Below are 21289 nucleotides of genomic sequence, written 5' to 3' on the forward strand. Positions count from 1 at the left end.
AGTCCCCGCGGGACACTTCCATGCTGACATGCGATCCGCTCCGCGTAACCGTCAGGCCGTGTCCTCGGTACGCCAGGTGATGCCGTACGGGGCGAGGGCGTCCAGGAAGGCGGCGGGCCGCAACACCTCGGCGGGTGCGCGCGCCGGGGCGCCCCCCGTCCATGCCTCGCCTACCTCACATGGTGGCGTCTCACCCTCACCGCCCGGCTGCTCTGTGAAGGACCCGCCGCCGGCCGCGTCAGGTCAGCTTGACGTCAGGGTGACCTGACGACAGGATGGGGGCATGTCACCGGATGAACTGGACACCGTGCTGACCCTGCGCACCGCGGTCGCGCGCTACGAGGAACTGCGCGTCCGCGATCTGTTCGACGACGTCGAGGAGCCGCTGGGACGCGCCGAGGCGCTGGAGCTGATCGCGCTGGGCGAGGTGATCGCGCGCAAGGCCCGCTACGGGCGCCAGCTCGCCGTGCGCACCGCGCGTGAGGCGGGCGCCTCCTGGTCGCAGATCGGGCGCGCGATGGGCACCAGCAAGCAGACCGCCTGGGAGACCCACAACCGCTGGATCGAGCAGCAGCGGCGTCGCGAGGGCGACCCGGGCCATCTGGGCATGGACGAGGACGCCATCGCCCGCGAGCGCCGCCTGGCGGGCCTGGGGGAGTGGGTCACCCGGCGGCGATGAACGCCTCGGCGCGGCGGAACAGGCCCAGCGTGATGGAGTGCAGCAGGTCGCCGGTCTCCTTGGGCGCCTTGCCGGCGTGCGCGCGGGCGTTGGTGCCCTCCAGGACGATGCCGAGCTTGAAACAGGCCAGCACCGCGTACCAGGTGATGGAGTCCAGGTCGCGGCCCGCCGTCGCCTCCTCCAGCTCGGCGTAGGCGGTCACCAGCTCGTCGGGGCCGGGCAGGCCGCCCGCCTCGCCCAGCGGTCCCGCCAGCGGCCCGGCCAGCGCGGTGGCCGATGATGTGGCCGGTGACGTGCTCGCGCCGCCGTGGCCGGGCCAGGTGGCCAGCAGCCAGCCCAGGTCCACCAGCGGGTCGCCGATCGTGCACATCTCCCAGTCCACGATCGCGGCGATGCCCGGGCCGTCCACCGCGTACATCAGGTTGGCCAGGTGGTAGTCGCCGTGCATGATCCCCGGACGCCAGGTCGTGGGGCGGTTGGCCTCCAGCCACCGCGCGACCTTGTCCACGCCGGGGATCTCGTGCCCCTCGTAGCCCGGCATCGCCGAGTAGCCGTCCAGTTCCGACAGCCAGCGGCCGACCTGCCGTTCCAGGAACCCCTCGGGCTTGCCGAACCCGTCCAGCCCCACCGCTCGGTGGTCGACCGCGCCCAGGGCCGCCAGCGACCGGGCCGCGTTCAGGCCCATCGCGTGCCGCATCGCCGCGTCGGAGGCGTGCGGCTCGGGCAGCGTGACCGAGGCGTTGAAGCCCTCGACCGGCGCCATGAGGTAGAACACCGCGCCGTGCATGACGTTCTCGTCCGGGCAGGCGGCGATCAGGCGCGGGGCGGGCACGCCGGTCCCCTCCAGCGCCGACAGCACCCGGGCCTCGCGGCGCAGCACGTCGTTGGTCCGGGCGCGCAGGTGCCGCGGGCCCCGGCGCAGCACGTACCGCCGGCCGCCGCGGCCGAACCTGACCAGGACGTTCTGGGTGCCGCCGCCGAGCACCTCGACGTCCTCGAACGGGCCCTCGGGCAGGCCGTGCTCGGCCATCCACCCGGCGAGCACGTCGAAGTCCACGAGCGCGCGCTCGATCCGCGCGGGCTGGTGTCCGGGCTGCTCCACGTCGGTTCTCCCTCACGGTGGTCCTGTGCTGCGGAGATTAACAGTCATGCGCTTGCATTAATCATTGCGGCAGGTGCATTATCGGGACGCGGACGACGACACAGGGAGGCCGCCATGGCGTGGGACTTCGAGACCGACCCCGAATACCAGGAGCTTCTGGACTGGGCGGACGCCTTCGTCCGCGACGAGGTGGAACCCCTCGACCTGGTGCTCGGCGACCCGTACGACAAGGCCGACCCGAATTTCCAGAGGCTGGTCAGGCCGCTGCAGCAGCAGGTCAAGGAGCGCGGGCTCTGGGCCTGCCACCTCGGCCCCGAGCTGGGCGGGCAGGGCTACGGCCAGGTCAGGCTCGCGCTGCTCAACGAGATCCTGGGCCGTTCCAGATTCGCGCCCTCGGTGTTCGGGTGCCAGGCGCCCGACTCCGGCAACGCCGAGATCCTCGCCCATTTCGGCACCGAGGAACAGAAGAAGCTCTACCTCGCGCCGCTGCTGGACGGCGAGATCTCCTCCTCGTACTCGATGACCGAGCCGCACGGCGGCGCCGACCCGACGCTGTTCACCACGCGCGCGGAAAGGGACGGCGACGGCTGGGTGATCAACGGCGAGAAATGGTTCTCCTCCAACGCCAAGCACGCCACGTTCATCATCGTCATGGCCGTGACCAACCCGGACGTCAGCGCCTACGAGGGCATGTCGATGTTCATCGTCCCCGCCGGGACCCCCGGGCTGACCATCGTCCGCAACGTGGGCGTCGGCGGCGAGCGCGAAGGGTCCCACGGCTACCTGCGGTACGAGAACGTCCGGGTGCCCGCGGGCAACCTCCTCGGCGAGGAGGGCGGCGCGTTCGCCATCGCCCAGACCCGGCTCGGCGGCGGCCGCATCCACCACGCCATGCGCACGATCGCCCAGGTCCGCAAGGCGTTCGACATGATGTGCGAGCGCGCGGTCTCGCGCACGACGCGGTTCGGGCCGCTGGCCAAGCTGCAGATGACCCAGGAGAAGATCGCCGACAGCTGGATCGAGATCGAGCAGTTCCGCCTGCTGGTCCTGCGCACCGCCTGGCTCATCGACAAGCACCAGGACTACCGCAAGGTCCGCAAGGACATCGCCGCGGTCAAGGCCGCCATGCCCAAGGTGTTCCACGACGTCGTCCAGCGGGCCATGCACCTGCACGGCGCGCTCGGCGTGTCGGGGGAGATGCCGTTCGCCGGGATGCTGCTGGGCGCCGAGGCGCTCGGCATCGCCGACGGCCCCACCGAGGTCCACAAGATCACGGTGGCGCGGCAGATCCTGCGCGACTACGAGCCGGTCGAGGGGCTGTGGCCCAGCGGCCACCTGCCCACCAGGCGGGCGGCGGCCCGCGAGCGCTACGCGGCCGCCCTGGAGCTCTCCGTAGGGAACGAGTGAGCGACCCCGCCCCCGCCCACGCGGGACCGTCCTCGACGCGGGAGCGGCTGCTGGACGCCGCCCAGCGCCTGTACGCCCAGCGCGGCCTGGACGCGGTCAGCCTCCGCGAGATCAACCAGGCCGCGGGGGCGCGCAACGCCAGCGCCGTCCAGTACCACTTCGGCGGCCGGGCCGGGATCATCCGCGCGATCTTCGCCAGGTACCTGCCGGACGTCGAGGCCCGCAGGCACGCCCTCTTGGACGCGTACGAGTCGCACGAGTCGCACGAGTCGTACGCGTCCGGGACGGACGTGGCCGGCGACAGGGTCAGGACGCTCGCCGGGGCGCTGGTCAGGCCGCTGGCCGCGCGCCTGGCCGATCCGGGCGGCCGGGAGTTCCTCCAGATCTGGGCGGCGGTCCTGGACCGTCCCGACCCGATCCTCCCGCCCGAGGACCTCGACAACCCGATCAGCAGCGTCCACCGGTGGCGTGCGCTGGTGCTCCCGCTGCTGGAGGAGGACGCGGTACGCCTGCACCGGCGCTTCACCGCGCTGCTGTACGCCTCGATCGAGCTGGGCCGCCGCGCCCGGTCCGGCCCGCACACCGACGACCGGCTGTTCACCAGCTACCTGATCGACGTGGTCACCGCGATCCTGACCGCCCCCGTCTCGGACGAGACCCGCCGCCTCGCCGCCGAACGCGACGCCGCCAGGCGAGGGCCCGCCGCGCCCGATCCCGGTTCCCGGTAATTGGGCGGAGCCGCCCCGCTTTCCGGTGTTACGGTGCGGGTGCCGGCCGCGGGACTCCGGTGCGACTTCCGGAACCCGTTCTTCAAACGATGATTCGCTGCTCGCGCCCCCATTCCCCGGCCGGCACCCCGATCTCTTCGAACGTTGTCTCCACGGATATGCGTGCGGTGCCGGATGAGCGAGACCCTGGCGGACCTGGTCGCCTGCGAGGACGTGCTGATGTTCGTCAACGCCGCCATCACCTCCACGGGGCAGCGCGAGTTCCACGAAGGCGAGGGCGGCCAGCGGCTCTCCCTGGGCTTCCTGCACGACTACATGCTGGTCAACTACCGGGACCTGTACGCCTCGGCGCTCGCGCTGGACATCAGCGACCACAACGCGGCGCTGATCGTCCGCAACCTGCTGGTGTCGGCCGCGGACGCCGGCGGCCCCGAACGGCGGCGCGCCGAGGGACGGCTGATCGCGGCGCGGCTGCGGCGGCTGCCGCCCCAGCGCGTCCTGAGGGTGTTCCGTGACCTGCGGCGGGCCGGGGTCAACAACCGCCGGACCCGCGCCATCCTGCGGGACTGGCTGGCCTCCCGCCCCGATCCCGCGTTCGACGCCGTCAAGTACCGCTCCGCCATCAAGGACGCGGTCCGCCACGCCCACCTGAACCCCGGCGGAGAACTCGGGGCGTTCCTGTTCGACCCCCACGGCCGGGCCTCGTTCCGTACGCCGCTGTTCGAGACCTGGCGCCGCGCGCATTACGAGCACGCCGCGCTGTACGAACTTCCCTACACCGTGGCCGAAGGCTTCGCCGCCAAGCACGGCATTCCCCGCGAAGTGTTCCTGGAGCGCATCGAACCGCGCATGACCCGTCTCGAACGGCTCCGCCTCCAAGAGAACGCCCGCGAACGCAAGGTGGCGGAGGTCGGCACCGACCTGTCCGCCATGCCGCTGACCCGGCTCTCCTCGTACGTCCTGTCGCTACCTCTGGACGACCGTGTCCAGCGCCGCGACGAGCTCACCACGGCGTTGCGCGTCTCCGCGCGCCGCACCGCCGGGCCCGGCGCCGGCCAGTGGGGGCGCGTCGCGGCCGTGCTCGACGACAGCTTCTCCACCACCGGCTCCGGGCACAAGCGCCGCCGCCCCCTCGCGGTCGCGCTGGCCTGCCACTACCTGCTCCAGGCCCTCGCCACCCACTACACGCCACTGTGGACCTCGCGCCGCACGGACGAACTGCTGCTGTACCCGTTCGGCCCGACGCCGCTGGGCGAGCGGATCCTGGACGCCCTGGACACCGGCCCCGAACGCCTGGTCATCGTCTCCGACGGCTTCGACAACGCCCCACCCGGCCTCGCCCGCGAGGTCCTCCAGGTCTGGCGCACCCGGCTCGACCCGCACCACCGCGTCTCGATCGTCCACCTCAACCCGGTGTACGACGCCGAGGACTTCGACGTGCGCAGGCTCGCGCCGGGCGTGCCGGCCGCCGGGATCCGGGACGCCGAAGACCTGCCCGCCCTCGTCGAACTGGCCCGCTTCGCCGAAGGCCGCGCCGGGATGGACGAGGTCCGGGCCTACATCGGCGAACGCGTCGCCCGGTTCACGGGGGAGAACCGATGAACCCGCCGTCGTTCGAGGGCCTGCACACCCGGCCCGCCCAGGCATGGGGATCGATCCGCCTCGTCCCCCTCGTACGGGACGAACCCGTGCCCGGCCTGCGCCTGGACCGCCGCGCCTACCAGGACCCGTCCATCGTCGACATCGGCGACGGCACCGCCTACTGGTCCTATATCCCGCACGCGTTCGTGGCGACCTGGACGCAAGCCTCCGGGCCTGCGGCCGCGTACGGCACCCGGCTGCTGGCCAAAGACGAGGCGGGCACGGGCCCTCCGAGCATGCCCATCAAGGTGCGGCGCCGGATGGCCCGCCGCGTCGCCAAGGACAGGCTGCGGTTCCTGCCGCTGCACATGGCCGTCGAGGGCTACCTCTCGCTGCACTTCGGCGGCCCGGAGATCGCCTGGGAGGAATGGTCCCAGCGCGCCCTCGCCCACGGCCTGTCGCCACGCTCCGAGGAGGCGTACCTCGGCCTGTACGTGCGCGGCCTGGAGGACGCCCTGGGCATCTTCGAGATCCATCCCGGCCAGTGCGGCGTCATGGTCTACGTCGCCGACGCCCTCGCCAGCGCCTTCGTCGTCCCCCACCCCGACGACTACAGGGCCCTGCACGCCACCCTCGTCGAAGACATGTACGGCGAACAGATGTACCAGTACGGCCTGCTCAACCTGCCCGCCGCCGACCTGCGCGCACGCATCGACGCCACGCAGGTCCGCTCCCTGAAGGACCTGCGGGCCCAGGCGGACCGATGCCAGGCCGAATGGGCCGCCTTCCACGACGACATCATGGCCGGCCGGCTCCTCGACCCGGACGGCACGTACCAGACCGTCCAGCACCTCGGGCACTTCGAGCTGGGCCGATTCCTGCCGACGTTCCGCCTCCGCCAGGAAAACCACATCGGCGAGGCCATCACCGACGCCCAAGGCAGGATCGCCTACCTGAAGTCGTTCCGCCTCTCCGACGCCCAGACGCGCCGCGGCCACCTCCTCACCCAACTGGCCGCCCACAACTGGAACATCGAGGACACGGCCGCCGCCCTAGGCACCGACGCCGCCCAACTAGGGCTGCGCATCGAACGCGCCGGCTTCGGCTTCCTGCTCCGCCAGGACGTGCTCGACCACTACCGCTCCCAAGCCCGCAAGAGCACGTGACCGTCAGGCTTCGCGCAAGCCCTCGAACAGGTCGTCCTCACGATCAGGGGCGGACACCCGCGACAGCTTGCGAGTGAACGTCTCCCGGCCCAGCACCATCCGCCGCGCGTCCTCGGGCAAACGCAGAATGAAAATGTTCTCACCCTGGCTCGCGTGCGCCTCCAGCGCCTTGCGCTTGCGCTCCACGAACGGCGACACGTCCACGACACTCGTGATCGCCTCGTCCGGGACGCCGATGTCCTCAGGAACGTCGAACGCCCCCACGTCCATGCCGGTGCTGCGCAGATACTCCATGAGCTGGACGATGCCCGAACGCGGAACCGCCGTGTAATACAGCTTCTCCGGGATACCCGTCGACTCGGTCGCGGCCACCGCGACCCGGTGCGCCTGGATATGGTCCGGATGCCCGTACCCGCCCGTCTCGTCGTACGTCACGACCACCTGCGGCCGGTACCGCTCCATCAACCCCGCCACCCGATGCGCCGCCGCCTCCACCGGAACATTCGCGAACGCCTCAGGATGCTCATTGGTGTGCCACCCGGCCATCCCCGAATCCCGATAGCCCAGCAACTCCACATGGTCAATGCCCAGCAGCCGCGCGGACTCCCGCAACTCCGCCAACCGCAGCCGCGCGACCCCCTCGGCGTCATGCCCCTCATCAGTGGGCTTGAACCCGTTCGGGTCATCGCCGCCCTCGCCATTGGTGCACGTCACCAGGACCGTACGGATCCCCTCGGCGGCGCACCGCGCCAGCAGCCCACCGGTGCTCAGCACCTCGTCATCGGGATGCGCATGCACTGCCATCAGCGTGAGCTGGGACTTCATGCCCTCACTCTAGTCATTGTGGGGGGGCTGTTTCATTGTGGGGGGCGACCCCCCACGCCCCCCGGTGCGGGGCCAGCGACCACCGCCGCTCGCCTTGACGGCTCGCGGCGGCGGCCACTGACCCCGGTCAGGGGCTCCGCCCCCGACACCCCCGGCAGGGGGCTCCGCCCCCTGCACCCCCTTGCCCCCGTTGGGGGCGGGCGGCTGCTGGCGGCTTTAGGTGTGGGGTGGGCGCGCCGTTGCTTGTTCCTGGTTGGGGGCTCCGCCCCCTGCTTTTTCCGGGCGGCCTGTGGTGGCCTTGGGAACTGCGGGTTGATGATCGACGGGGTGGGTTGTGAGGGCGTAGTGTCCGGGTATGGGGTTGCCGCTGGTGCTGCTTGATGTCGATGGTGTGCTGAATCCGTTCGAGCGGCCGCATCGCGGTTACCGGCGGCACCGGTGTTCGCCGAACGGTGTCACCTACAGGCTGTGGCTGAACTCCAGGCATGGGCGGATGCTGCTCGACCTGGCCGAGTCCGCGGGGGCGGAGCTCGCCTGGGCCTCGTTCTGGTGCGACCACGCGAACACGTGGATCGCGCCCAGGGTCGGCCTGCCCGAGCTGCCCTTCGTCCCGATCCCGAGTTTCCCTGGGTTGGGGGAGGGCGCCACGCTGGGGGCGTGGAAGGCCCGGCATGTCGCGTCCTGGGTGGAGGGACGGCCGTTCGTCTGGTTCGAGGACGAGCCGGATGTAGTGGAGTGCCTCGCCAACGAGAGTGGGGTCGCCGACCATCTGCTGGTCTCCGTGGATCCTCGGGTCGGGCTGACCGAGGAGCACATCGAGCGCGCCGGGCGGTGGCTGGCCGAGCTGAACGCCTGACGGGCCCTCAGCAGGAGGCGACGAGCCGGGTCAGGACCGCCCTCTCGTCGCTGTCGACGGTCAGCCCGTAGCGGTACTTCACGTCCGTCCAGGAGCGCGCGTACATGCAGTGGAAGGCGGCGCGGGGCGGCAGCCATTCCGCGGGGTCCTTGTCGCCCTTCTCCTGGTTGACGTTGTCGGTGACCGCCCACAGTTGGGAGCTGGTGAGGTCGTTGGCGAACGCCTCGCGCCGGGCCGTGGACCAGGAGTCGGCGCCCGAGCGCCACGCCTCGGCCAGCGGGACCATGTGGTCGATGTCGACATCGGACGCCCGCCGCCAGACGGCGCCGTCGTAGGGGCTGCGCCAGGTGCCGGAGACGGCGGCGCAGCGGTTGTCGGTCCTGACGCCGGTGCCGTCGCGTTGCAGGACGACCTCGCGGGTGTTGCACGTGCCCCGCACCGTTTTCCAGTGCGGGAACTTCTCGCGGCTGTAGCCGGTGCCGGGTCGTTCGGGCGCGATCTTCAGCATGGACAGGTGCGCCAAGGTGGCGTGCCTTCCCGGCGGGGTGGGCGGGGCGGCGTGAGATGCGGGGGAGGTCAGGCCCGTGAACAGTGCCGCTATCAGGGTGATGATGGTTATACGGTAACGGTGTAGGGGTATTTGACGCGTCGACATGGGTGTCCTTCATTGCTCGACTCAAGTGGCAGGACGAGGATGTCTTCGCGCTGACCTGGGCGGATGCCGCTTTGAGCGGCGATGACCGAGGTTTGGTTCTTCGTCAGGGGGTGCTTACGCAGGTGGGCGTCGGCGGGGCAGGATGGCGGGGTCACTCCCCGCGGTTTGAAGGAGCCCCGATGAGTTCGCTCGATGGACGTGTCGCCCTGGTCACCGGAGGAAGCCGTGGAATCGGCCGTGCCATCGCCCTGGGCCTGGCCGGCGACGGCGCGGCCGTGGCCATCGCCTACCGGAGGGACGAGGAGAGCGCCCGCAAGACGGTCTCCGAGATCGAGGCGCTGACCCGGCCGGGTCCGGGGCCGCGTGCCTACAAGGCGTCCGTGGACGCCCTAGAGGACTGCCGGGAACTTGCGGCGCGCATCGAGGAGGACTACGGGCGCCTGGACATCCTGGTGCACAGCGCCGGGATCGCCAGCCGGGGACGTGCCGTCGCCGACACCGACCCTGCCGAGCCCGCACGGTTGCTGGGCGTCCACGCGGTCGGTCCGCACCATCTCACCCAGGCGGCGCTGCCTCTGCTGCGGCGGGCCGAGCGCAGCGACGTCGTCTTCGTGTCCAGCGTGATCAGCGATTCGTACCCGCCGTTCGGCGCCCCGTACGCGATGGGCAAGGCGGCGATGGAGGCGCTGGCGCACACGCTGGCCAAGGAGGAGCGCGGCAACGGCATGCACGTGAACATCGTCGCGCCCGGACTGGTGGACACCGAGATGGGACAGCGGCTGATTCGGGCCACGGCGGGGATCGAGAACATCCGCGACCACGACGCCGCGTCCCCCTTCGGGCATGTGTGCAGGCCCGAGGAGGTCGCCGACGTCGTCCGGTTCCTGGTGTCGGACGCCGCCTCCTACGTCACCGACCAGCGGATCGTCGTCGACGGCGGGACGTTCTGACGTCAGGTCCGCGTCCAGTCGGGTTGCAGGAACCCGGCGACCCGCGCCTGGCTCGCGTCCCGTCCCAGCAGGACGACCTCGCGGAACTGCCACAGCATCGCGCCGGTCGGCGCGTGCACGACCCAGTCGGGCCGCAGCCGCATCTGCAGCAGCCGCCCGCCTCCGATCTGCGGCACCCAGCGCGGCGTGTCGTCCGCGGCCAGCCTGCTCAGGCTGACGTGGTGGACGGAGTGGACCTCGTCGGGGCTGGGACGCGGCGTGCCCGGATCGGACGGGGCCACCACGATCGGCGTGATCGAGAACCCGGACGCGGCGGGGAAGTCGTCCAGCCTTCCCAGCACGTCCGCCGGGTCCACGCGCATGCCCAGCTCCTCGTGCAGCTCGCGCAGGGCGGCCTGCTCGGGTGTCTCGCCCTCGTCCGCCCTCCCGCCGGGCAGGCCCCACTGGCCCGCGTTGCGGCCGCGGTAGGCGCGCCTGATGAGGATCACCGAGGGCACGCCCTCGTGCTGCACCACGCACAGCACCACCCCGGCGCGCCGGGATCCGGGGGAGTCGGGGACGGTGGTGTGGGGGAAGGCGGCGAGCCGCGCGGCGGCGGCCTCCCGGAACGCGGGCAGGCCAACGAGGGGGTCCGTCATGCGATCGATCATCTCAGCCGGTGCCGCCGCGCTGGCCACGGGCATAGCGGGCGGGGGACATGCCGACGGCGGCGGTGAAGTCGCGGGTGAAATGCGCCTGGTCGGCGTAGCCCAGCTCGGCCGCCAGCGCGGCCCAGTCGATGCCGGTCCCGGACGCGGCGCGCTCGGCGGCCTCCAGCATCCGGTAGCGCCTGATCACCCATTTGGGGCCGATGCCGACGTACTCGTGGAAGAGCCGCTGCAGGCTGCGCGGGCCGATCCCCAGCTCGGCGGCCAGGTCGTCCACCCGGACCAGGGCGGGACGGGCGGCGATCCGCTCGACGATCCGCGCGGCCTGTTCGACCCGCGGGTCCGGAACGGCGGGAAGCCGGGCGATCAGGAACGACTCCAGCAGCTCCACGGCCTTGGCGGGGTCGCGCCCGCCGAAGATCTCCTCGCACAGGATCCGCCCGTCGCGGCCGAACACCTCCTCCACACCCAGCGTCCGGCCCGTGATCGTGGCGACGGGGGCGCCCAGGAACGGCCGGAAGCCGCCGGGCAGGAACCCCACCCCCACCACATGGCCCTCGTCGAAGATCTCCTCCACGAACTCGTCCCTGACCACGCCGGTGATCCTGGGCCGGGTGCCGCCGCCGGTCAGGTAGTGCGTGAAGGTCATGTGGACGCTGGGACGGGTCAGCACCTGCTGCCGGTGCGGCTTGCGGCCCCGCAGATCCCACACCAGCACCCAGAAGAACTCCACGTACCCGGCCAAGGCCGGAGGAGGCGCGATCCTGGTGACCCGGAAGTTCTCCCTGGCCACGCGGGCGTTCAGGATGCCGCGCGTGGACGTGGGCAGGATCCGGGACATGACCTCAGGCTAACCATGCCGTTGTCGTGTTTCTTCAATACCGGCGCCGCCACGGCCTCCTAGCGTTGGAGACGCTTCGAACGGATGAGCGAGCCGGAAGGTGTGGTCATGGAGCAGCACAGGCTGATGGTGTCCGCGGTGGAGCAGGCGACCCGGATCGTCCGAGGGGTCCCCTCGGACCTGCTGGACGCGCCGACGCCGTGTTCCGACTGGAACGTGCGGGCGCTGATCAACCACATGATCCTGTGGGCGGGACCGGGCGCGACCGCCGCCCGCAAGCAGCCGCCCGCCGAGCCGGTGGACGAGGGCCGCGACCTCACCGGCGACGGCGCCTGGGCCGACCGCTACGCGGAGCGGGCCCGGGCGATGGCCGAGGCGTGGGCCGACCCGGCGGCCTGGGAGGGCACGACCAGCCTCACCGGCGGCCCGGACGGCATGCCCGCGTCGTTCATCGGCTGGATGATGACGGGCGAGTGCGTCCTGCACGGCTGGGACCTGGCCGTCTCCACCGGCCAGGAGACCGCCCTCCCCGGCGACCTGGTCGCCGCGCTCTACGAGCGGACCGTCCCGACCGCCGAGATGGGCCGCGAGTACAAGGTCTACGCCGAGGAGCTGAAGGTGCCCGAGTCGGCGCCGACCCTGGACCGGCTGCTGGGCCTGACCGGCCGCGACCCGTCCTGGAGGCCCTGATATCGAGGCGCGAGCGGGGGCCGTGGGGTTCTAGGCTGGACGGCATGTCTTCAACGTCTTCGATCCGCGTACGCTTCGCCCCGTCACCGACCGGGATCTTCCATGTCGGAGGGGCCCGTTCGGCCCTGTTCAACTGGGTGATGGCCAAGCAGTCGGGCGGCACGCTGGTGCTGCGGATCGAGGACACCGACGCCTCACGCAACAGCCCCGAGTGGACCGAGGGCATCATCCGGGCCCTGGCCTGGCTGGGCATGGACGGCGGCGAGTACGAGGGCCCCTACTTCCAGTCCGCCAACGCCGACAAGCACGCCGCCGCCGCCCGCACCCTGGTCGGCTCCGGCCGCGCCTACTACTGCGACTGCACCCGGGAAGACGTGGTGGCCCGCACCGGGGACCGGCACAAGGGCTACGACGGGTTCTGCCGCGACCGCGGCCTGGACCCCGGCCCCGGGCGGGCGCTGCGCTTCCGCACACCCGACGAGGGCCAGACGACGGTGGTGGACCTGCTGCGCGGCAAGCCGGTGTTCGAGAACGCCCTCCTGGAGGACTTCGTGATCGCCCGCGCCGACGGCTCGGTGACGTTCCTGCTGGCCAACACGGTGGACGACATGAGCCAGGGCATCACCCACGTCGTGCGGGGGGAGGAGCACCTGCCGAACGCGCCCAAGCAGCAGCTCCTGTGGGAGGCGCTGGGGTCCGAGCCTCCGGTGTGGGCGCACATACCGGTGATCGTCAACGAGAAGCGGCAGAAGCTGTCCAAGCGCCGCGACAAGGTGGCGCTGGAGGACTACCGGGCCGAGGGCTACCTGCCCGAGGCCATGCGCAACTACCTGATGCTGCTGGGCTGGTCGCCCTCCGGCGACCGCGAGATCGTGCCCTGGGAGGTGATCGTCGAGGAGTTCCGGATCGAGGACGTCAACACCTCCCCGGCGTTCTTCGACGAGAAGAAGCTGCGCGCGTTCAACGGCGACTACATCCGGATGCTGCCGGTGGAGAAGTTCGTCAGCGCCTGCCTGCCGTTCCTGGAGGACGCGCCGTTCGAGGCCGACATGGCGGTGTTCGCGCAGCTCGCGCCGCTGGCGCAGACCCGTGTCGCGCTGCTGTCGGAGATCGTGCCGATGGTCGACTTCGTGTTCCTGGACGAGCCGCCGCGGGACGAGGGGTCCTGGGCCAAGGCCATGCTCAAGGGTCCCGCCGACGAGATCCTCGCCGGTGCCGAGGACGCCTACCGCGACGCCCCCTGGCGGGCCGACGAGCTGAAGACCCGCCTGGAGCAGGTCGGAGCGGAGCACGGCCTCAGGCTCGGCAAGGCGCAGGCGCCGGTCCGCGTGGCCGTCACGGGACGCACCGTGGGCCTGCCGCTGTTCGAGTCGCTGGAGATCCTGGGCAGGGAGCGCACCCTGGCCCGCATCGCCGCGGCCCGCGCCAGGCTCGCGGCGGACACCGGCTGAGCCGGCGCCGGGGAGCCGGCACCGGGCGTCGCTGAGCCCGCGTCAGGGGGCCGTGCCGCCGGGGCGGCCGACGGTGTCGCGCAGGTCGGCGACCCGGCGGTCCAGCTCCTCGAAGTCCTCGCGCAGCGCCTGGGGGATCCGCTTGGCCACCTCCTCCAACTGCTCCTCCACGGCCGTGAGGCGCCGGTCCAGCTCCGCGGCGGCGCGCGCCTCCCCCTCCGGGACGGTGCCGGGCTCACGCCCGGGGTCGGTGGACGGGCGTGCCTGGAGCAGCGCGGCCTGCTCGCGCAGCAGCGCCGCCTGCTCGCGGAGCAGGGCGGTCTGGTCGCGAAGCTGCTTGTTCTTGTTGTGCAACTCCACGAACACCGACACCTTGGCGCGCAGCACCCACGGGTCGAACGGCTTGGAGATGAAGTCGACCGCGCCCGCCGCGTACCCGCGGAAGGCGTAGTCGGGGTCGGAGTTCACCGCGGTCAGGAAGATGATCGGCAGATCGCGGGTCTTGCGGCGGCGCTTGATGTCGCGGGCGGTCTCGAACCCGTCCATCCCCGGCATCACCACGTCCAGCAGGATCACCGCGTACTCGTCGGTGAGCAGCGCCTTGAGCGCCTCCTCACCGGACCGGGCGCGGACCAGATCCTGGTCGAGCGAGCTGAGGATGGCCTCGAGCGCGATCAGGTTCTCCTCGCGGTCGTCCACGAGCAGGATCTTCGCCTTGTCGTCCACGCGTGCCCTTCTCCGATTCCCTGTCCCCGAGTCCTGCCCCGGCCGTTCCCCGATCCCTCCCGTCCCGCCCGTCCGGCGTGCCGCGGCCCCGGCCTACCGGACGACCGACGGCTGCAGCCAGTTGCGCATGACGTCCAGCAGATGATCCACGTCCACCGGCTTGGGCACGTAGTCCGACGCGCCGGAGGCCAGGCTCTTCTCCCGGTCGCCCTTCATCACCTTCGCCGTGATCACGATGATCGGCAGCTCCGCGAACTGCGGCATCTCGCGGATCGCAGCGGTGGTGGCGTAGCCGTCCAGGCCCGGCATCATCACGTCCATCAGCACCAGCGCCACGTCCGGGTTGCGGTGCAGCAGCTCGATGCCGGCGTGCCCGTCCTCGGCGTACAGGACCTCCATGCCGTAGCCCTCCAGCACGCTGGTGAGAGCGAACACGTTCCGGACGTCGTCGTCGACGATCAGCACCTTGCGTCCCGACAGGACGGTGTCGAGGAACCCGGTGGGCGGCTCGTCCAGCAGGCCGGTCAGCGCCGGCTCCTCCTCGCCGGGCCGCTCGCCGGGCGCGGGCTGGTCGGACGGCATGACCGGCTCCATCGGCGGCGTGGCCGCCGGGCCCGGGTCGGTCGGGCTGGGCGTCACCGAGGCCGGCACCGGCTCGTCCGGCAGCACCGAGCGGCGCCGCCCGTCCGGCTCGGTGTACTGCGCGGGCAGGTACAGGGTGAACACGCTGCCGCGCCCCGGCTCGCTCTCGGCGTGGATCTCCCCGCCCAGCAGCCGCGCGATGTTGCGGCTGATCGACAGGCCCAGCCCGGTGCCGCCGTAGCGGCGGCTGGTGGTCCCGTCGGCCTGCTGGAACGCCTCGAAGATCACTTGCAGCTTGTCGGCGCTGATCCCGATCCCGGTGTCGATCACGCGGAACGCGATCACGTCCGGGGTGTTCCACAGCGCGGGCAGGGTGAAGCTGATGTCCCCGGCCCGCTCGATCCGCAGCCGCACGTCGCCCTCGGCGGTGAACTTGACCGCGTTGGACAGCAAATTCCGCAGCACCTGCTGCAGCCGCTGCTCGTCGGTGTACAGCAGCCCCGGCACCTCGGGGGAGACCTCCACCGCGAAGTGCAGGCCCTTGTCGGTGGCCAGCGGCCGGAACGTGGCGTCGACGTAGTCGACCAGCCCGGACACCGCCAGCCGCTGCGGGTGCAGCTCCATCTTCCCGGCCTCCACCTTGGCCAGGTCCAGGATGTCGTTGATCAGCTCCAGCAGGTCGGTGCCGGAGTCGTGGATGGTCTGCGCGAACTCCACCTGCTTGTCGGTGAGGTTGCCGCCCGGGTTCTCCGACAGCAGCTTGGCCAGCACCAGCAGGCTGTTGAGCGGGGTGCGCAGCTCGTGCGACATGTTGGCCAGGAACTCGCTCTTGTACCGGGACGAGATCGCGAGCTGCTCGGCGCGCTCCTCCAGGGTGCGGCGGGCCTGCTCGATCTGGAAGTTCTGAATCTCGATCGCCCGGTTCTGCTGGGCCAGCAGCGCCGCCTTCTCCTCCAGCTCGGTGTTGGAGTTGCGCAGCTCGCCCTGCTGCCGCTGCAGCTCGTCCGAGCGCTCCTGAAGCTCCTGCGCCAGCCGCTGCGACTCGGCCAGCAGCGCCTCGGTGCGGGTGTTGGCGCTGATCGCGTTCAGCGTGACCCCGATCGTCTCGATGAGCTGCCGGAAGAAGGCCAGGTGGACGTCGGTGAACCGGCTGAAGGAGGCCAGCTCGATCGCGCCCAGCACCGAGTCCTCGAACGTGATCGGCATCACGATGATGTTGACCGGGCTCGCCTCGCCGAGACCCGAGCCGATCTTGACATAGTCGGCCGGGGCGTCGGCGATCAGCAGCGTGCGGTGCTCGGCCGCGGCCTGCCCCACCAGGCCCTCGCCCAGCGTGAACCGGATCCTGCCGACCTGGTTCCTGGCCACCCCGTACCCGGCGATGAGCACCAGCTCGGTCTCCTCGCCGGAGTGCTCGGCCAGGTAGAACCCGCCGTACTGGGCGTTGGCCGTGGGCGTCAGCTCGCTCATGATCAGCTCGGCCACCTGCATCAGGTCGCGGTGGCCCTGCATGAGCCCGCCGATCCTGGCCAGGTTGGTCTTGAGCCAGTCCTGCTCCTCGTTGGCGCGGGTGGTCTCGCGGAGCGTGGCGACCATCAGGTTGACGTTGTCCTTCAGCTCCGCCACCTCGCCGCGCGCGCTCACGGTGATGTTGCGGCTCAGGTCGCCGGTGGCGACCGCGCTGGCCACCTCGCCGATCGCGCGGACCTGGGTGGTCAGGTTCCCGGCCAGCTCGTTGACGCTCTCGGTCAGCCGCTTCCAGGTCCCCGACACGCCCTCGACCTCGGCCTGGCCGCCCAGCCGCCCCTCGATGCCCACCTCGCGGGCCACCCGGGTGACCTCGGAGGCGAACGAGGACAGCGTGTCCACCATCGTGTTCAGCGTGGTCTTCAGCTCCAGGATCTCGCCCTGCGCGTCCACGTCGATACGGCGGGTCAGGTCGCCGTGCGCGACCGCCGTCGCCACCTGCGCGATGTTGCGGACCTGGTAGGTCAGGTTGGACGCCATCCCGTTGACGTTGTCGGTCAGGTCCTTCCACATGCCGCCCGCGCCGGGCACGATCGCCTGGCCGCCCAGCCGCCCCTCCGTACCGACCTCGCGGGCGACGCGGGTCACCTCGTCGGCGAACGCGGAGAGGGTGTCGACCATCGTGTTGATGGTGTCCTTGAGTTGGAGGATCTCGCCCTGCGCGTCGACGCTGATCTTCTTGGTCAGGTCGCCCTGCGCGACGGCCGTGGTCACCTGCGCGATCCCGCGGACCTGGGTGGTCAGGTTGTTCGCCATCGAGTTGACGTTGTCGGTGAGGTCCTTCCACACCCCCGACACGCCGTGCACCTTGGCCTGGCCGCCCAGCCGTCCCTCCGCGCCCACCTCGCGGGCGACGCGGGTCACCTCGTTCGCGAACGCGGAGAGGGTGTCGACCATCGTGTTGATGGTGTCCTTGAGTTGGAGGATCTCGCCCTGCGCGTCAACGGTGATCTTCTTGGTCAGGTCGCCCTGCGCGACGGCCGTGGTCACCTGCGCGATGTTGCGGACCTGGTAGGTCAGGTTGGACGCCATCCCGTTGACGTTGTTGGTCAGGTCCTTCCAGACCCCCGACACGCCCGGCACCCGCGCCTGCCCGCCCAGCCGTCCCTCGGTACCGACCTCGCGGGCGACGCGGGTCACCTCGTCGGCGAACGCCGACAGCGTCTCCACCATCTGGTTCACGGTCAGCTTCAGTTGCAGGATCTCGCCCTGCGCGTCCACCGTGATCTTCTTGCCCAGGTCGCCCTCGGCCACCGCCGTGGTGACCTGCGCGATGTTGCGGACCTGGTAGGTCAGGTTGTTCGCCATCGCGTTGACGTTGTCGGTCAGGTCCTTCCAGACCCCGCTCACGCCCCGCACGTTGGCCTGGCCGCCCAGCTGCCCCTCGGTGCCGACCTCGCGGGCGACGCGGGTCACCTCGTCGGCGAACGCCGACAACTGGTCGACCATCGTGTTCACGGTGAGCTTCAGCTCCTGCAGCTCACCGGTCGCCTCGACCGTCACCTTGCGGGTCAGGTCCCCGCGCGCCACCGCCGTGGTCACCTCGGCGATGTCGCGGACCTGGTCGGTCAGCCGCCCCGCCATCGCGTTCACCGCGGCCGTCACGTCCCGCCACCGGCCGGTCATGCCGCGCGCGGACGCCTGCCCGCCCAGCCGTCCCTCGGTGCCGACCTCCCGGGCGAACTGGGTGACCTCCCAGGTGAACCTGTCCAGCAGATCCACCATGGAGTTCACCGACTTGGCCATCCGCAGCAGCTCGCCGCGCATCGGACGGCCCCGCACCCGCAGCTCCATCCGCTGGTTCAGGTCGCCCTGCGCCACCGCCTCCACCACCTGGTACATGCCGGTGGCCAGATCGGAGAGCTTGTCGACGATCGCGTTGGCGTCCTCCACCGCCAGTGCCCAGCTCCCCTTGAGCGTCCCGGGCGCGATCCGGCCCCGCAGCTGCCCCTCCCGGCCGATCTCCCGCCGCACCCGCGACAGCCCGGACGTCAGCTGCTCGCCGTTGTCGCGGATCTCCTCCAGCAGGGCGGCGGCCTCGGCCACCGCCCCCTCCCCGGGGACGTCGACCTCCGCCTGGATCTTGCCGTCCCGCACCGCCGCGAGCGCCTTCAGCAGCGGCGCCAGGTCCGCGTCGCTGTAGCGGGGCGTGGTGTCACGGAAAGAGCCTGCGTTGGCACGCGACCCGGAATGGGCGCGCGTGCCGGACGCGGTTCGGGGCATGGTGTCGACCTCCTGGCCCGCGAATATGGGTATACGGGGATCACCGATACCTGGTCCGGTGCCGTGCCTGTGCCGTCTCTGTACTCTACGTCGCCGGGCGGTCCTGGACCGGCCGCGCCGGTCCGGCTGAACCACCGGGCGCGGGCTTGTAGTCTGCGTGTTACGGTCTGTCGTGCTTACCGCACGGTAGTGCCTTTCCGGTGGAAGAGGGCACCGTCTTTCCGGCCTTCCGGTGGAAGGGCGTTCCCGGTCGGCCACCGGTCTGTCACGATAGCCGGACCCGGGCCCCGCCCGGCCGGCGGGCGATGACCGCGAGAGCGAAGGACGAGCAGTTGGAACGGCAGGCGGTCTCGGCCACCTTCCCGTCCGCGGCGACCTCGGTGGCGGACGCGCGCCGGTTCGTCCGGCGCGTGCTGGCCGAATGGGGCATGGAGGAGGCCGCCGACGACGCCGTCCTGGCCACCAGCGAGCTCGCCACCAACGCCGTCACCTACGCGGGCACGTCCTTCGAGGTCGCCTGCCGGCTGACCGGCGAGGGCGACATCCAGGTCGAGGTCCGCGACCTGCACCCCACCCGCGCCATCGCCATGCCCGGCATGAACGCCTCCAGCGGGCGGGGGCTGCCCTCCATCGCCCGGCTGGCCGCGTCCTGGGGCGTCACCTACGACCGCCGCACCAAGGGCGTCTGGTTCCGGCTGCCCAAACCCGGCTCCTCCAACGGCACCGCCCCGCCCCGGGTGTCGTCGGAGGACCCCGGCCTCATCAACGGCGGCCCGGTCACCGCCGAGACCGCGCCCGGACGGCCCCAGGCGGGCGACCGGGCCCGCCCCGGCACCGACGAACGCGCCCCCGCCTCCAGAAGCCCCCGCGCCGCCGGACGGACCGGGCAGGCCGGACGGCACGGCGACGGCGCCGCCCGCGTCCACGACGAGCCGGAGGTCACCTCCGGGCTGCCCGCCGGAGGCGACCGCATGCTCCGGTCGCCCGCCGCCCGCAACTCCCTTGAGAGCGCCGTCACCACCGTCCGGGACGTCCTCGACGCCGACGCCGCCGCCGTCCTGCTCACCGAACGCGACGGGCGGCTCGTCCTGGGCGCCGCCACCGGCCTCCCCGGCGACGTCCCCCTCGGCGAGCTGTCGGTGGTCAACCTCGGCCCGGACGCCCGCGCCGGCGAACCCTGGGTGTCCTCCGACGCCTCCGACCCCATCGCCGCCGCCCTGCGCGCCCGCTCCCTGGCCGCCGCGCCCCTGGAATCCCAGGGCCGCCTCACCGGCGTCGTCGTCGCGCTGTCCTCCGCCCCCGGACGCTTCGAGGAGACCGCCGCCGCCCGCCTGGGCCGCATCGCCGACGAGATGTCGCTGTCCCTGGAAAAGGCCAGGGTGGGAGAGCTGGAACGGTCCTGGCGCGGCTGGCTCAGCTTCGTCGCCGAGGCCAGCGACCTGCTCGCCGGAACCCTCGACCAGGAACGCACCATGGCCCTGGTCGCCCAGCTCGTCGTGCCCCGCCTGTCCACCTGGTGCGCCGTCTACACCACCGCCGAGACCGGCGCCGCCCGCCTCGCCTACGTCTGGCACGCCGACGAGACCCGCGCCGACGGCCTGCGCGAACTCCTCGAACACGCCGACCCCGGCCCGTCCATGGACTCCCCGGGCCCCTGGCACGGCCTCGCCGGCGCCCCCCAGGAGGTCCGGGCCGCCGCCGGACCCACCGCCGCCGACCAGGCGTTCGCCTTCCCCCTGATCGCCCGCGGCCGCCGCATCGGCACCATCGTCATCGGCCGCCCGCCCGGCGACCGCTTCCCCCGCAGCGCCATCGAACTGGCCGAGGAGCTCAGCCGCCGCGCCGCCCTCGCCATCGACAACGCCCGCCTGTACTCCGAGCAGACCGCGATGAGCAGCGCCCTGCAGCGCAGCCTGCTCCCGCCCGCCATCCCCGACATCCCCGGCCTGGAGGTCGCCGTCGTCTACGAACCCGCCGGGGAGGGCAGCGAGGTCGGCGGCGACTTCTACGACGTGTTCGAGACCACCGGCGCCTCCGGCCCGGCCTCCGCCGCGTCCCGCTGGCGGTTCGCCATCGGCGACGTGTGCGGCACCGGACCGGAGGCCGCCGCCGTCACCGGCCTCGCCCGGCACGCCCTGCGCATCCTGGCCGCCGAGAACCTGTCCGTCCCCGACGTCCTCGGCCGCCTCAACCGGCTCATCCTCGCCGAAGGCGAACGCGGCCGCCTGCTCACCCTCCTGCACGGCGAGATCGCCCCCCGGTCCCGGCGGGACGGCGTCTCCATCAGGCTCACCAGCGCCGGGCACCCGCCGCCGCTGATCCTCAACCCCGACGGCAAGGTCACCGAGGCCGCGTCCCCCCAGCCCCTGCTGGGCGTGTTCGACGGCGTCGACTTCCGCACCGAGACCGTCCAGCTCCGCCGAGGGCAGGTGCTCCTGTGCGTCACCGACGGCGTCACCGAACGCCGCTCCGGCGCCCGGCTGCTCGGCGACGGGCACGGGCTGGAACGGCTCCTCGCCGGATGCACCGGGCTCAGCGCAGGCGCCGTCGCCGCCCGCATCCAGCGCGCCGTCCGCGACTTCGGCCCCGAGCCCTCCGGCGACGACGTTGCCCTCATCGTTCTCCGGGCGTCATGATGGAGTCCGGCAATCGG

The 21289-nt window shown here is 71.7% G+C and carries 17 protein-coding genes; 10 read left to right on the forward strand and 7 right to left on the reverse strand.

What is annotated here, in order from left to right; all coding sequences use genetic code 11:
• Positions 1-283 precede the first annotated feature (283 nt).
• Entirely contained in the window at positions 284-679 is a 396-nt protein-coding gene (locus QSK21_RS27375; protein WP_285700091.1) for a helix-turn-helix domain-containing protein, read from the forward strand.
• Here the strand turns inward: QSK21_RS27375 and QSK21_RS27380 are convergent.
• Positions 663-1781, reverse strand: coding sequence for a phosphotransferase family protein (locus QSK21_RS27380; protein WP_352231327.1), 1119 nt, complete (start codon positions 1779-1781; stop codon positions 663-665). The two genes, QSK21_RS27375 and QSK21_RS27380, sit on opposite strands and share 17 nt — an antisense overlap.
• Before the next feature lie 114 nt (positions 1782-1895).
• Here QSK21_RS27380 and QSK21_RS27385 point away from each other — a divergent pair, with 114 nt between their 5' ends.
• The 4 genes from QSK21_RS27385 to QSK21_RS27400 all read left to right on the forward strand — a co-directional run bounded on the left by QSK21_RS27385 (position 1896) and on the right by QSK21_RS27400 (position 6663).
• Complete coding sequence (locus QSK21_RS27385; protein WP_285700092.1) at positions 1896-3188, forward strand: acyl-CoA dehydrogenase family protein; 1293 nt, start codon at positions 1896-1898, stop codon at positions 3186-3188.
• Positions 3185-3916 (forward strand): TetR/AcrR family transcriptional regulator, encoded by a 732-nt coding sequence (locus QSK21_RS27390; protein WP_285700094.1) that lies wholly within the window; start codon positions 3185-3187, stop codon positions 3914-3916. Before QSK21_RS27385 ends, QSK21_RS27390 begins: the two co-directional genes overlap by 4 nt.
• A gap of 174 nt (positions 3917-4090) precedes the next feature.
• Positions 4091-5518 (forward strand): hypothetical protein, encoded by a 1428-nt coding sequence (locus tag QSK21_RS27395; protein WP_285700096.1) that lies wholly within the window; start codon positions 4091-4093, stop codon positions 5516-5518.
• On the forward strand, positions 5515-6663 hold the full coding sequence (locus QSK21_RS27400) for an ARPP-2 domain-containing protein (protein WP_285700097.1): 1149 nt from the start codon (positions 5515-5517) through the stop codon (positions 6661-6663). The genes QSK21_RS27395 and QSK21_RS27400 overlap by 4 nt, the downstream gene beginning before the upstream one ends.
• Positions 6664-6666: 3 nt before the next feature.
• Here the strand turns inward: QSK21_RS27400 and QSK21_RS27405 are convergent, their stop codons facing one another.
• The gene (locus QSK21_RS27405; RefSeq protein ID WP_285700098.1) at positions 6667-7488 is read right to left on the reverse strand and encodes a PIG-L family deacetylase; all 822 of its coding nucleotides are present in this window, start codon (positions 7486-7488) and stop codon (positions 6667-6669) included.
• A 355-nt stretch (positions 7489-7843) separates the two neighbouring features.
• Here QSK21_RS27405 and QSK21_RS27410 point away from each other — a divergent pair, with 355 nt between their 5' ends.
• The gene (locus tag QSK21_RS27410) at positions 7844-8344 is read left to right on the forward strand and encodes an HAD domain-containing protein (protein WP_285700099.1); all 501 of its coding nucleotides are present in this window, start codon (positions 7844-7846) and stop codon (positions 8342-8344) included.
• Between the two features lie 7 nt (positions 8345-8351).
• Here the strand turns inward: QSK21_RS27410 and QSK21_RS27415 are convergent, their stop codons facing one another.
• Positions 8352-8852: an HNH endonuclease family protein gene (locus QSK21_RS27415; RefSeq protein ID WP_285700101.1), complete on the reverse strand. Its 501-nt coding sequence runs from the start codon at positions 8850-8852 to the stop codon at positions 8352-8354.
• 326 nt (positions 8853-9178) lie between these two features.
• Here QSK21_RS27415 and QSK21_RS27420 point away from each other — a divergent pair, with 326 nt between their 5' ends.
• Positions 9179-9949 carry an SDR family NAD(P)-dependent oxidoreductase gene (locus tag QSK21_RS27420; RefSeq protein WP_285700102.1) on the forward strand — a complete coding sequence of 257 codons (771 nt, stop codon included), beginning with the start codon at positions 9179-9181 and terminating at the stop codon, positions 9947-9949.
• 2 nt (positions 9950-9951) lie between these two features.
• Here QSK21_RS27420 and QSK21_RS27425 read toward each other — a convergent pair whose 3' ends face one another.
• Both QSK21_RS27425 and QSK21_RS27430 read right to left on the reverse strand, forming a co-directional pair.
• On the reverse strand, positions 9952-10587 hold the full coding sequence (locus tag QSK21_RS27425) for an NUDIX hydrolase (RefSeq protein ID WP_285700103.1): 636 nt from the start codon (positions 10585-10587) through the stop codon (positions 9952-9954).
• Positions 10588-10600: 13 nt separating this feature from the next.
• Positions 10601-11437, reverse strand: coding sequence for a helix-turn-helix domain-containing protein (locus QSK21_RS27430; RefSeq protein WP_285700104.1), 837 nt, complete (start codon positions 11435-11437; stop codon positions 10601-10603).
• 84 nt (positions 11438-11521) lie between these two features.
• Between QSK21_RS27430 and QSK21_RS27435 the strand changes: the two genes are divergently transcribed.
• Both QSK21_RS27435 and gltX read left to right on the forward strand, forming a co-directional pair.
• Positions 11522-12127: a TIGR03086 family metal-binding protein gene (locus tag QSK21_RS27435; RefSeq protein ID WP_285700106.1), complete on the forward strand. Its 606-nt coding sequence runs from the start codon at positions 11522-11524 to the stop codon at positions 12125-12127.
• Positions 12128-12171: 44 nt separating this feature from the next.
• Positions 12172-13578 (forward strand): glutamate--tRNA ligase, encoded by a 1407-nt coding sequence (gene gltX / locus QSK21_RS27440; RefSeq protein WP_285700107.1) that lies wholly within the window; start codon positions 12172-12174, stop codon positions 13576-13578.
• A 42-nt stretch (positions 13579-13620) separates the two neighbouring features.
• Here gltX and QSK21_RS27445 read toward each other — a convergent pair whose 3' ends face one another.
• Entirely contained in the window at positions 13621-14304 is a 684-nt protein-coding gene (locus QSK21_RS27445; protein WP_285700109.1) for a response regulator, read from the reverse strand.
• Between the two features lie 93 nt (positions 14305-14397).
• Complete coding sequence (locus tag QSK21_RS27450) at positions 14398-18636, reverse strand: HAMP domain-containing hybrid sensor histidine kinase/response regulator (protein WP_285700110.1); 4239 nt, start codon at positions 18634-18636, stop codon at positions 14398-14400.
• A gap of 305 nt (positions 18637-18941) precedes the next feature.
• On the opposite strand from QSK21_RS27450, the gene QSK21_RS27455 reads away from it, so the two are divergent.
• Positions 18942-21272 carry a SpoIIE family protein phosphatase gene (locus QSK21_RS27455; protein ID WP_285700112.1) on the forward strand — a complete coding sequence of 777 codons (2331 nt, stop codon included), beginning with the start codon at positions 18942-18944 and terminating at the stop codon, positions 21270-21272.
• Positions 21273-21289 lie beyond the last annotated feature (17 nt).

This window comes from Actinomadura sp. NBRC 104412 (genome assembly GCF_030269515.1).
In the GTDB taxonomy this organism is placed as follows: Bacteria; Actinomycetota; Actinomycetes; order Streptosporangiales; family Streptosporangiaceae; genus Spirillospora.